The organism is Zoogloea sp. (genome assembly GCF_030157465.1).
Lineage (GTDB): Bacteria > Pseudomonadota > Gammaproteobacteria > Burkholderiales > Rhodocyclaceae > Zoogloea.
In genome coordinates this window covers 1-11,176 of sequence record NZ_JAOAUU010000123.1, presented here as the reverse complement: position 1 = coordinate 11,176, position 11,176 = coordinate 1, and the positions used below count along the sequence as shown (strand labels likewise).

Here is an 11,176-nt window from a genome sequence, read left to right as displayed (position 1 = left end):
TTCTTTCTTGTCGTACAACAAGAAAGAAGGTCGCCCGCCGGGGCGAGACCCGGCCAATGTGACGCAACACACGGGAAAGCCACCCAGTAAAAGCTCAACCATAAACACGGCCACCTGGCAACATGCGGGCACGCAGATCCCGCGCGGCGGCCTCCGGATCGGCGCTGCTGCAAAGTGCGCTGACCACGGCCAGGCCGTCGGCGCCGGCGGCCATGACCTGCGCCGCATTGCCGGCATCGATGCCGCCGATGGCGACCAGCGGACGCCGGGTGCCTGCCCGGATGGCCCGCAACCCCTCCAGACCCAGCGCCGGAGCCGCGTCGTGCTTGCTGCGGGTCGCAAAAACCGGGCTGATCCCGTAGTAATCCACCGGCGCACGCTCGGCGGCAGCCAGCTGTGCCAGCGATTCCACCGACAGGCCGATCAGGCCGCCCGGCATCAGGCGACGCACGTCCTCGGGCGCCATGTCGTTCTGGCCGACATGCACGCCGTCGGCACCGCAGGCCAGCGCCACGTCAACCCGATCATTGATGAGCAGCGGCACCCCGAGCGGCCCAAGCCAGGCCTTGAGCGCCCGCGCACGTTCGACGAAGGCGCGCGTATCGAGGGATTTTTCGCGCAGCTGAACGCAGCTGACGCCGCCCCGCACCGCGGCGTCGACCACTGCCAGAATGCCGCGCGCGCCGCACAGGGCGCTGTCGGTTACCAGGTGCAGGCGCAGGGCTTCCAGGGGCAGCTTTCCGGCATCGCGGTCATTCATGCCCATGCACCACCATCCGCAGGCGCGTGACAAAGGAATCCCGGTCGAGCAGGTGCAGGCCATCGAGCAGTTCGATCTGCAGGCGTCCAACGCCGCCGCCTTGCGCCTGGGTGCGTTCGACCGCCATTTCACCGACCACGCCCAGACAGGCCATCGCCGCCAGCGTAGCCCGCCAGGCGTCGGGCTGAACCGCGGCGAACGCCCCGACCAGCGCACTGGCCGAACACCCCACGCCGGTAACCCGCGTCATCCACGGGTGGCCGTTTGACAGCGTGGCGCGTCGGCCGGACGCATCGACCACCAGATCATCCGCACCGCTCACGCACACCACGGCCCCCAGCTTGCGGGCGAGTGCCTGCGCGGCGTCGGCGGCCTCGTGGGTCGAGGCGGCGCTATCGACACCCCGGGTTACGGCCGCCAGGCCCGCAACGCTCATGATCTCGGAGGCATTGCCGCGCACCACCGTCGGCGCGCCGGTCTCAAGCAGGCCGCACAAGGCCGCGTTGCGATAAGGCGTGGCCCCCGCGCCCACCGGGTCCAGCACCACCGGAATGCCCTTCTCGCGGGCCGCCTGCAGCGCCAGCGCCATGGCGCGAATCCACGCCGGCTCCAGCGTTCCGATGTTGAGCACCAGCGCCTGGGCGATGCCGACCATGTCGCACACCTCCTCCTCGGCATGGGCCATCACCGGCGAGGCGCCCACGGCCAGCAAGGCGTTGGCATTGAAGTTCATCACCACAAGGTTGGTGATGCTGTGCACCAGCGGCGCATGCTCGCGGACAGCCTGAAGATCCGCCCAGAGCGCGGTGGCGTCGAGTGGGGTTTGGCGCATGAAGGCACATCCTTTCAAACAGGGTCGACGACCCGATTCATCATTGAGCTCATTCTCGGGCGTTTGTGCCCTTCCCGGGCATGGCCGCCATCCATAAAGCAGAAACCCCGGCAGGGATCCGGGGTTTCTCTTTCCGATCGGTCATCGAGTCGACCAGTATTTGTTAATTATAACAATGCATTAACACACAAAAAGCGGCGCCGTGCGACAAAAGCCCAATGATTGCCGGATGGCGGATCTGGCCGTTTGAACGGGAAAGCCCGGGGTGCTCCTCGCCGGGAGCATGCCCAGGACTGTAAAAAAGGAAGAATGTCGCGGGAGCGGAAAGCTGTTGAGGAGGGGAAGGACGATCACTCCACTCGCCGCCGCCACCAACGAAGCCGTCGAACATGCCGAAATCCAGATGCTCGCCTCCATCTTCGGCGCCATCACCCTGCTGTGCTGGATCACCTTCCGATCCTGGCGGGCCGTGCTGTGCGTCATCGTGCCCCTGGTGATCGTCACCATCATGTGCAATGCCCTGATGGCCCTGCTCGGCATCGGCCTCAAGGTTGCCACCCGGCCGGTGATCGCCCTTGGCGTGGGCGTGGGCGTCGACTACGGCATCTACATCTACGAACGCCTCCAGCACGAAATGACCCACGCCGGCCTGCCGCTCCGCGAAGCCTTCTACGAAGCCATGCGCCAACGCGGCACCGCCGCCGTATTCACCGCCGTTACCATGTCCATCGGCGTCGGCACCTGGGTCTTCTCGGCCCTAAAGTTCCAGGCCGACATGGGCATCCTGCTGGCCTTCATGTTCCTGGTGAACGTGCTGGGGGCGATATTTTTGCTACCGGCGCTGGCGGTGTGGCTGGGGGTGGGAAGCACGGAGAAGGCACGGGGGCGGGGGTTGGTGCATTCTTGATGGGGAAAGGGAAGATCCGGTGCATCGCGAAAGCACCGGGGGTTTCTCTGATTGACTGATGGGGATTGAGGCGGCTGACTTGGGTTGGCCGCTTTTTTTTGTTCTGGGGGGCACGACGACTTGTATTGGCTCGGTGAACTCTGCGGGCAACTAACAACCTACGCAGCATCAACCCTAAATTCAAAAATAATAAGTAAAATAGAAATGCGCTTCATTGTGCTCCCGACCTCTTACCGTACTAACCAAATAGATCGTCAATAGAACTGAAAGTCAAACCAGCCATCTACATGACAATCAAAGAAACCGGCGCAGCAACTGTTGCCCCTCACGCATCCGAAGGACTGTGGCAAAAGACAATCGCATTTCTGAACCGCGACATCCGCTCATTCATGCCCGGCTGGCAACCGAAAGTAGAGCAACCGACCACGGAAAGTCCTGCCAACCGGGATGGCGAGAGGATCGATTCTCTCGTCGACCCCGGAAAACTCGACTATCTGGCCTTCCGGCGCGAGGTTCTCGATTGGCGTGACGGATTCCATGCTCAAGTCACCCAGAGAGTTTCCGACCTGCACGATGCATTTATCCAGCGAATCGATTCAGAACTGGATGAAGTCAGCTTCTTCAGGCAACTGATCACCAAGTCGGCGAGCGAGGTCCTTCAGGGGGCATTCATCCGTGAAGTACGGGTGCCCTTGTTCTCCAGCCTGAGGCAGGAGGAAGAAAAGCTTGCCGCTCACGCTGGGAAATGGATGTTGCCGGGACAATTAAACTTCGTCTTCAAGAAAGATTGGTCTGACTCCGAATGTGATTGCGTTGGCGATATTGGATTCAAGCCGAAAAACCGCGGTGCGATCCACGCCAGCATCAAGTCACTGATGCTTGGCGACACCGGAATTGCTGAAACCTATTGTGCTCAGGCAACGCGACTGGCCCGCCAGTTGATCGAGGAAAAGCCCTCATGTTGAGTCCGACTCAATTCGACTACCCTGCGAGATTTTGGGCGGCTGTCCAAGCCGGCGATGTAATCCGCTATGGAACCATCCTCAAGGACGCTGGCACTGGCAAGATCGTGGGCCATATGCAGGAGAGCGGCGTCGCCCAGTCCCTGCTCTCCATGGTGGGCTCAGGAATCCCGACCCCCCTATCGCTGGGGACGGATGCAATCAACGTCGGTTCGGGTCTTTACACCGCCGTTCAGGTGGGCCAGCTGAAGGCCATGATGGAGACGCTCCAGTTGCTTCAGGTCGCCACACTGGGTGTCTCTCTGGTCGGTGTCGGCGTCAGCGTCGCCGGCTTTTTGTATATGCATAAGCGTTTCAATTCGCTCGACGGAAAGATTGATCAGCTCATGGACACCGTCACTGCGGGCTTCGAAAGCCAGCAAAAGGCGGCCCTTCGGATGCACATGTCGCGGACCAAAAGCTTGGTACAGCGGGCTCGGCAGGCCGACGCACTTTCCGACCCGCGTCCCGAGTATGCAGAAGTTACCAGCGGACTCGCCGAGCAGGCGGCTTACTTCGAGGGTGAGGTTGCCTTCATGATCTCTGCAAAGGGACGGATCAACCGGGAGCTTTTTTGGCAACTGGCGCAAGTTCTCATGCTCTGCAACAACGTTCGTATTGACTGCCGCATGCGGACGAACGAGTTGCGCCATGCACTAGCAATATCGGAGAGTATTGCCTCGGAATACCAGAATCTCTTTGACCCCCTAACCCCGGTATCTTTCAACGCACCAACATGCGACGGCCTTGCCACGGTTCGAGTGCTTCGTGACGCCACCGATGCTGCAGCCAGCAAGCCTTATCTCATCGATTATCTGCGTACCTGCAAAATCGATGGTGGGGAATACATTGCGAGTTTGGAACGGGAAAAAGAGAAACCGCTGCTGATTTTGAAGGTGACTTAGTTAGATAGGGATTGATCGCGGCAAACCACACCACAACAGCCGATGAGGCGGAATTACCCCCGTCCGGCAAGTTGCGAAGTTCAGCGGTCGTTCAGATGGCAAGTTTCTGGAATCATCGAATTTCTCCTTCTGGCCGGATGTACTCAGTTGCAGCTATGCCATTTTTCAAAAAGATGGCACCTTAATCCCACAAACCCTCCGCGTGTCAGCAGCAGGGTGCCCAAATGCTAGATTCATTTCATTGATGTCGTGCAGTGTGTCGCACATGTCCTTTATGTCCCACAGAGTCATTCCGACAGCCACTGCGGCACCGGCTAGGGGGGCGACCTTTGCAGGGAGGCTGGAGGCTGCACGTGTGGCAGTGTGGATTACCCTGGGTGCTACGCTACTGGATAGCTTTTTGGCAGCAGCATCTCGTCGGGCTTGTACCTGAACGAGTTCGGAATTATTCGTCTTCAGCGTGTCATTATATTTTGCTAATTCGACATTCTTGGTTCTCAGGGCATCATTGTCTGTAGTGAGCTTCTTGTGCTTGAAATTTAGGTCGTCATAGTCTGCCTTCAACTTCCGGTTGTTCTCGGACAACGCATTGTTTTCTCCCTTGAGCTTATTTCTATCTTGCTCCAGATGGCTGACTTGTCTAGAAAGTTGAGATTCCTTTGCCTCAATGACGGTAGTTAGCCGCACAAAATCGGTTTTGCGAACAACTATTGGACTGCCGCGAAGTAGATCTGATGCCTTGTCAGTGAAAATGGAATAAAGCATCCGACTCAGTGTATCGAAGGCCAGACCATGGAACGTGTCGCTCATCAAGGTGGCAATATTTGTTGCGATCAATACCAAAATGCTGAGGGTGACCAGTATTTTTCGAGCAGTGCCTAGAAAATTGATGTAGATGACCCGTTGTGTCGGCGGCGCTGGTAAAGCAGATTGTGCCTGCATGTTGAATGTCCCATTTAATTTCGCAAGAATTATAGTCCTACGAACCACTTGTCACACCCGACAACCCAACACACCACACTCCCCCAAAGAACCATCCCCCCATCAACGCAAACACGCCCGGAAAACCGGGCGTATTTGCTTCGCACCTGACACCTTCAATCCCAGTCCCAGGCTTTCGACTCTGACCGGGCAATGGCACCGGCAGGCAGCCCTCCAGCCGCCCGCCCGCCTGTCAATCTCAGAACGAATACTTCATCACCAGCGACACTTGATCCCGGTCCGTCAGTGCCCGGAATTCGCGCTGGTTCACCACTTCCGCATTGCCGAAGTAGCCCATGTAGGTCACGCCGACCTGGAGGTTGCGCTTGTAGGTGAAGTTTGCGCCGATGCTGGCGCGCATGTCCCCTTCCCCGCCGACGCCGCCGGTGATGGTGCGGCCCTTGAGCTGGCGGGAGAGGCTGATGGGGACGCTGAGATCCCAGCCTTCGACGATGCCCGGGTAGCCGAGGGCCAGGGTGCCGGAGGCGGCCAGGCCGTAGTTGGAGCCGAAGAAGAGTTCCTTGCTCTTCGGGAAGATGGTGGTGCTGGCGGCGCCGGGGGCGTTGGCGGCATCGATGCTGCCGATGGTCACGTAGGCGACTTCGGCGGTCAGGGTGGTCTGGTCGGCCAGCGCGGTGCGTTCCAGGTTCCAGATGGTGTTGAGGTTGGCCTGGAGGATGTCGCCGCGGGTCGGCGTGGGCAGGTAGCTGCTGGCCAGCGCGGGGGCGCGGGGGTTGACCAGGGTTTTCACCAGCACCGGGGCGCCCTGCTTGTACGACACTTCGCCGGCGATGGAGGCGGCGCCCACCGAGGTGCTGAAGGTGGCGCCGATCAGCTTGATGTTGTCGAAGTAGCGGACGTTGTACGAACCGCCCCCCAGCGCACCGGAGGTGGCATTGAAGGCGTTGATCGTCGGCAGCGGCGAGCGGTCGTGGTAGTTGAGGTAGTACAGGCCGAGTTCCGTCTCATCCGTCACCCGGTAGCGGGTGCCCACGCCCCACTGGGGGGTGTTGCCCGGATCGATGTCGTTGCCCCTCGAGCCGTAGGAGCACACCGAGCGCCCGCCCACGGCCCGGTAGGGCTGCAGACAGGTGCCGCCCGGCCCGGTGGAATCGGCGCTGCTCAGGAAGGAGCCCGGCGCCGGTGCGATGGTGGTGTGAAAGCCGAATTGCAGGTGGCCGAGCAGCGACCACTTGGGCGACATTTCGATCTGGGTCGAAACCTGGTCTTCCGGCAGCAATTGATCCTTGGTTTCGGTGCCGACGATGCCGGTCTTGGTGCCGTCCGCCGGGCCCTGGGCCAGGGAGATGCTGGGGAAGAACAGGCCTTCACCCCACGACACCACGTGGCGGCCCAGGCGCACGTTGGCGCGGCGGCCGTCGCCCAGATCGAAGGTGTTGAAGACGTAGGCATCCAGCAGGCGGGTGTAGCCCCCGTGGAAGCGGCGGGCGTCGCGGGTGAATTCGTCGGCGGCGCCCGGCTTGTTCACCGGGCCCGGGTTGTCGTTGGTCTGGTGATAAACGTCGTCGTAAAAGGTGGAGGCGGACAAGACCAGGCCATTCACGCCGTTGGTGATGCTGGTGTCGAGCAGCAGGCTCAGGCGGTTGGCGGTCAGGCTGCCCTTGTCGAAGTTGTTGTTGCCGTCATTGCCGCCCGAGTAGGCGGAAATTTTAGGGTCCTGGTTCTCGAGGCGGGTGGACAGGGTGTAGGTGGAATTGACCCGCCAGTCCAGCTTGTATCCGTTATCCAGCTCGATGGCCTCGCCGGCGAAGGCCGGGGCGGCGATGCCGGCGCCCAGCAGGGCCAGCGCCAGAGGGCGAAGCGCGGTGTGTTTTTTCATTCTGCTTGTCTCCCTGATGTGCGCTGGGTCAGTTGCCGGCGGAGCGCAGCGCGGCCGGGGTGAACTGGTCGGCGTTCATGTCGCCCTTGTTTAGGATCGGGCCGATGTCACGCTCCTGGAAGAGGTTGTAGGCCACGTAGCTGCCCGAATTGAGGTCGTGGTAGAAGCTGGTGCCGGCGTGCCAGGCGTTCATGTCGAAGGCGTAGTAGTAGTTGATGACGGCGTGCTGCCAGAGCTGGCCGCGGGTGTCGTAGTAGTCGCCGGCCACGGCGTGCCAGGTGTCTTCATCGATGAACATGACGCGCTTGCCGAAGGGGTGGCGGTAGCCGTCCTTGAGCTTGCCTTCAAGCACCCACACGCGGCGCAGCTCATAGCGCTGCAGTTCGGGATTGGGGTGGCCTGGCTTGAGAATGTCGTCGTACTTGAGCCCCTTCTCGTGCACCTTGTAGGTGTTGGCGGGGATGTACATCTCGCGCTTGCCGTGCAGCGACCACTCGTAGCGGTCCGGCGCGCCGTTCATCAGGCGGTCCTGGTCGATGGTGAGCTTGCCGCCGGAGCCGGCCAGCGGGGTGTCGTAGCCATACTGCGGCAGCTGGCGAACGCGACGGGTGCCGGGGTCGTAGTTCCAGGCCAGGCGCTTGCCCTTGGCAAAGTTCACCGGCTCGATGGAGGTGGTCATGGTGCCCTTGTCGCGCTCGGGCAGCAGGGTGCCGGTCATGGCGTAGGCCATGGTGCCCTCCATGGGCTTGCCCAGGTTCTCGGGCATGGTTACGACGTTCATGTTCCGGTTGAACTGACGCCCCCAGGTGATGACCCCCTTGGAGTTCACATCGGCGATGTCCCGGCCACGGTTGTCCTCCATGAAGGCCCGGTACGGGAAGTTATGGTTGGCCAGCACCTCCATGGGGTGCTTGGGGATCGGGAAGGGAATGGCGCCCATCACCCCGGTGAAGCCGAAGCCGTTGTCGATGAGATCGGCTTCGCGGGCGTTCTTCTTGGCGAGATCGCAGATCTTGTCGGGGTAACGGAATTCACGGCGGCCCTGGTAGACCGGGATCTTGTAGGAATTGGGGAAGCGGGCGAGGAGCGCCTTCTGGCCGTCGCTCAGGCGCGCTGCATACTGGCCGGCGTTAGCCTGGGTGATCACGAACAGGGGCTTGTCGGCGGCAAACGGGTCCACCGGGTGCTGGCCCACGTGGGGGGTGTATTTGACGCCGGGAGGGGTGCCCAGCCATTTGCCGGAAAAGGCCGGAATGCTGCCATCCTTGTTGGCGCCGGCTTCGGCGCCAACACAGGTCAGTTCCTTGCCGAGTCTGGCGGCTTCGGCCTCGGTCACCTTGGCGTAGACGTTGGCAGCCGCGAGCGACAGGGCCAGGGTCGTGATTACAGGAACCCAGGGCTGGGTTTTTTTCATTTGGGAGTCTCCTTCCGGGTGCGAATGGCTTCTTGAGCGGAATGGTTGTTTTGAAGATGAACTGCCGATACCGGCGGGGTGTGCCCCCTTGTTTCATCCGTGACCATTCTTTGTTGAAGCCGCAAGCGGAACATCGTCCGAGAGGACTAGCCGCCCCTCGCAGGGGCGATACTTCTATGCGTACGAGACACCATGTTTAGCGAGCCAAGCGGCTACGGGAAGATGGGTTGGCCGAGGGCTTACCCTGCAACCGGCGCAAGGTGACAGAGCAATAAAAAACGCCCCGCATTGCACGGGGCGTTGTCACATCTCGGGGCTGGATGGATTTACTTGTAGCCGGCCCGATCGAAGATCATCTGGGCTTTTACCTGGAACATTTCCAGCTTTTTCACCGGCAGGGTGTCAGCCTTGAACTTGCCGAGGGCTTCGAGGGCGGGGTTGGAAACCTTTACCGAGCTCACCACCGGCCATTCGTTGTTGCCATCGGCAAAGTAGCGCTGGGCATCGTCGGAGGCCAGGTATTCAAGAAACTTGACCGCGGCTTCCTTGTGCGGCGCGTGCTTCAAGACACCGGCGCCGGACACGTTGATGTGGGTGCCGGTGGTCGCCTGGTTGGGCCACACCACGCCGACCTTTTCCATCAGCTTCTGGTCTTCGGGCTTGGTGGAACGCATCATCCGCGCCACGTAATAGGTGTTGGCCAGCGCCACCTGGCATTCGCCAACAGCCACGGACTTGATCTGGTCGGTGTCGCCGCCCTTGGGCGCACGGGCAAAGTTGGCAACCATGCCACGCGCCCACTCCTCCGCCTTCGCTTCGCCCTGGTGGGCAATCACCGAAGCGCCCAGCGACAGGTTGTAGGGGTGGGAACCCGAACGGGAACACAGCTTGCCCTTCAGCGCCGGCTTGGCCAGATCGTCGTAGGTGCGCACGTCGTCCGCCTTAACGCCGATCTTGTTGTAGATGATGACGCGCCCGCGGGTCGAAAAAGAGAACCAGTCGTCACTGCGCAAGTGGGCCGGAATCCGCGACTCCAGCACCTGGGAGCTTACCGGCGCGAACAGCCCGAGTTCGTGGGCCTTGGCCAGACGCGCCGCATCCACGGTGAGCAGGATATCGGCCGGGCTGTTAGCGCCTTCGTTGCGGATACGCTCGAGGAGTTCGTCCTCCTTGCCTTCGATCCGGTTGATGCGGATGCCGGTCTGCTTCGTGAAATCCGTGTAGAGGGCTTCGTCGGTCTGGTAGTGACGGGCCGAATAGAGATTGATCACTTTTTCTTCGGCCTGGGCAGAAACAGCCAGGCTCGCGAGGGCAGCAGCAAGCAGTGTGGACTTGAACTTCATGGACTGGGCTCCGGGATAGGATCGCGAGGGGCAAGGATGAATACGTCGAGGCGTAGTCTAACCAGTCCGAAGAGAAATGTAAATGCGAACAATTCGCATTTTGTTATCATTGCCGACGAACCGTGCCAAAAGCGCACGGGCCATGATTCTGCCCAACTTCCAGCCCCTTACAAACGATGCGAATCCTGCCTGAAAAACCCTGGTCCGGCGCCTGCGAGCGCAATCGCGATGCCATTCTGAACGTGCTGATGGAGCACTTTTCCGATCGCCGCCGGGTGCTCGAAGTGGGTTCAGGCACGGGCCAGCATGCGGTGCATTTTGCCGCCGCCCTGCCCCGGCTCGTCTGGCAAACCAGCGACCGCGCGCCCTGGCTCGCCGGCATCAGCCAATGGCTGGCCGAAGCGGCTCTGCCCAACACGCCACCGCCGCTGCAGCTGGATGTCACGGCCCGCTGGCCGGGCACGCAATTCGACGCGATCTTTACCGCCAACACCCTGCACATCATGGGCTGGGCGGAAGTCGAGGCGTTTTTTGCCGCGCTGCCGGGCGTCCTCGCGCCGGACGCCCGTCTGGTGATCTACGGCCCGTTCAACTACGGCGGCAAATTTACCAGCGCCAGCAACGCCGAATTCGACCTTGCCTTGCGCGCCGACAACCCGAAGCGCGGCATCCGCGACTTTGAAGCCGTCGACGCCCTCGCCCGCGCCGTCGGCTTTGCGTTGGTGGACGACCGGGCCATGCCGGCCAACAATCGCTGTCTCAGCTGGCGCCGCCCGGCGGCGGCGCCCTGAAAGCTCAGGTCCGGTTGAGGCCCAGCAGGCCCATCGGGCCGTTCGAGGTGTTCAGCACGATGGAGCCGATGCCGTCACCCTGTTGCTGCTGCACGCCGTAGATCGACAGGTTGCCGGTATCGAAGGCGAAAACATTGCCCGACAGCTTGACCAGCAACTTGCTGGAATTGGGGAACCAGGCGTAGGCCATATCGTTCTGGCTGCCGGAACTCGACGGCGAACCGAGTTCTGCCGGCCACCAGTTGCCCGACTGCACAAAGCCCCAGTTGTTACCCTGGGGCGCCATCGCCGGTTGCGGCTCGCGGTGTTGCGAAAGCTCATTGAGCAGCGCACCAACGCGCCACTTGAGGCCTTCGTTGAACATGTCGCCGATCATCATCATGCCGCCGCTCATCCACTGCC

At 61.3% G+C, this 11,176-nt stretch carries 11 protein-coding genes and 1 pseudogene; 4 read left to right on the top strand and 8 right to left on the bottom strand.

What is annotated here, in order from left to right:
- Window positions 1–94: 94 nt before the first annotated feature.
- The 3 genes from thiE to Q1W26_RS14625 form a co-directional block, all read right to left on the bottom strand.
- Complete coding sequence (gene thiE / locus Q1W26_RS14635; protein ID WP_300441664.1) at window positions 95–760, bottom strand: thiamine phosphate synthase; 666 nt, start codon at window positions 758–760, stop codon at window positions 95–97.
- Window positions 753–1,592, bottom strand: a complete 840-nt coding sequence (thiM, locus tag Q1W26_RS14630) for a hydroxyethylthiazole kinase (RefSeq protein WP_300441661.1) — start codon at window positions 1,590–1,592, stop codon at window positions 753–755. The genes thiE and thiM overlap by 8 nt, the downstream gene beginning before the upstream one ends.
- Window positions 1,593–1,755: 163 nt before the next feature.
- Window positions 1,756–1,983, bottom strand: coding sequence for a hypothetical protein (locus tag Q1W26_RS14625; RefSeq protein WP_300441667.1), 228 nt, complete (start codon window positions 1,981–1,983; stop codon window positions 1,756–1,758).
- Here Q1W26_RS14625 and Q1W26_RS14620 point away from each other — a divergent pair.
- From Q1W26_RS14620 to Q1W26_RS14610, 3 genes and pseudogenes are all read left to right on the top strand, one after another.
- A pseudogene (locus tag Q1W26_RS14620) lies at window positions 1,951–2,499 on the top strand (efflux RND transporter permease subunit); the annotation flags it as partial. The gene Q1W26_RS14625 and the pseudogene Q1W26_RS14620 overlap by 33 nt on opposite strands.
- Window positions 2,500–2,786: 287 nt before the next feature.
- Window positions 2,787–3,464, top strand: coding sequence for a hypothetical protein (locus Q1W26_RS14615; protein WP_300441658.1), 678 nt, complete (start codon window positions 2,787–2,789; stop codon window positions 3,462–3,464).
- On the top strand, window positions 3,458–4,405 hold the full coding sequence (locus Q1W26_RS14610) for a hypothetical protein (RefSeq protein WP_300441655.1): 948 nt from the start codon (window positions 3,458–3,460) through the stop codon (window positions 4,403–4,405). Before Q1W26_RS14615 ends, Q1W26_RS14610 begins: the two co-directional genes overlap by 7 nt.
- Window positions 4,406–4,570: 165 nt before the next feature.
- Here Q1W26_RS14610 and Q1W26_RS14605 read toward each other — a convergent pair whose 3' ends face one another.
- The 4 genes from Q1W26_RS14605 to Q1W26_RS14590 all read right to left on the bottom strand — a co-directional run bounded on the left by Q1W26_RS14605 (window position 4,571) and on the right by Q1W26_RS14590 (window position 9,983).
- Window positions 4,571–5,347, bottom strand: a complete 777-nt coding sequence (locus Q1W26_RS14605; RefSeq protein ID WP_300441652.1) for a hypothetical protein — start codon at window positions 5,345–5,347, stop codon at window positions 4,571–4,573.
- Between the two features lie 238 nt (window positions 5,348–5,585).
- Window positions 5,586–7,226, bottom strand: a complete 1,641-nt coding sequence (locus Q1W26_RS14600) for a DUF1302 family protein (RefSeq protein WP_300441649.1) — start codon at window positions 7,224–7,226, stop codon at window positions 5,586–5,588.
- Between the two features lie 28 nt (window positions 7,227–7,254).
- The gene (locus Q1W26_RS14595) at window positions 7,255–8,640 is read right to left on the bottom strand and encodes a DUF1329 domain-containing protein (protein ID WP_300441646.1); all 1,386 of its coding nucleotides are present in this window, start codon (window positions 8,638–8,640) and stop codon (window positions 7,255–7,257) included.
- A 326-nt stretch (window positions 8,641–8,966) separates the two neighbouring features.
- A complete protein-coding gene (locus tag Q1W26_RS14590; RefSeq protein WP_300441643.1) occupies window positions 8,967–9,983 on the bottom strand; it encodes a Fe(3+) ABC transporter substrate-binding protein in 1,017 nt (338 codons plus the stop codon).
- Window positions 9,984–10,159: 176 nt separating this feature from the next.
- On the opposite strand from Q1W26_RS14590, the gene Q1W26_RS14585 reads away from it, so the two are divergent.
- Complete coding sequence (locus Q1W26_RS14585) at window positions 10,160–10,774, top strand: DUF938 domain-containing protein (RefSeq protein ID WP_300441641.1); 615 nt, start codon at window positions 10,160–10,162, stop codon at window positions 10,772–10,774.
- A 4-nt stretch (window positions 10,775–10,778) separates the two neighbouring features.
- On the opposite strand, the gene Q1W26_RS14580 is transcribed toward Q1W26_RS14585, so the two are convergent.
- Window positions 10,779–11,176 (bottom strand): hypothetical protein (locus Q1W26_RS14580; protein WP_300441638.1); only part of this gene is annotated, 398 nt, incomplete at its 5' end.

Coding starts and splice junctions, on each gene's coding strand:
- thiE (WP_300441664.1), bottom strand. CDS start 760: ATGAATGACCGCGATGCCGGAAAGCTGCCCCTGGAAGCCCTGCGCCTG.
- thiM (WP_300441661.1), bottom strand. CDS start 1,592: ATGCGCCAAACCCCACTCGACGCCACCGCGCTCTGGGCGGATCTTCAG.
- Q1W26_RS14625 (WP_300441667.1), bottom strand. CDS start 1,983: ATGTTCGACGGCTTCGTTGGTGGCGGCGGCGAGTGGAGTGATCGTCCT.
- Q1W26_RS14615 (WP_300441658.1), top strand. CDS start 2,787: ATGACAATCAAAGAAACCGGCGCAGCAACTGTTGCCCCTCACGCATCC.
- Q1W26_RS14610 (WP_300441655.1), top strand. CDS start 3,458: ATGTTGAGTCCGACTCAATTCGACTACCCTGCGAGATTTTGGGCGGCT.
- Q1W26_RS14605 (WP_300441652.1), bottom strand. CDS start 5,347: ATGCAGGCACAATCTGCTTTACCAGCGCCGCCGACACAACGGGTCATC.
- Q1W26_RS14600 (WP_300441649.1), bottom strand. CDS start 7,226: ATGAAAAAACACACCGCGCTTCGCCCTCTGGCGCTGGCCCTGCTGGGC.
- Q1W26_RS14595 (WP_300441646.1), bottom strand. CDS start 8,640: ATGAAAAAAACCCAGCCCTGGGTTCCTGTAATCACGACCCTGGCCCTG.
- Q1W26_RS14590 (WP_300441643.1), bottom strand. CDS start 9,983: ATGAAGTTCAAGTCCACACTGCTTGCTGCTGCCCTCGCGAGCCTGGCT.
- Q1W26_RS14585 (WP_300441641.1), top strand. CDS start 10,160: ATGCGAATCCTGCCTGAAAAACCCTGGTCCGGCGCCTGCGAGCGCAAT.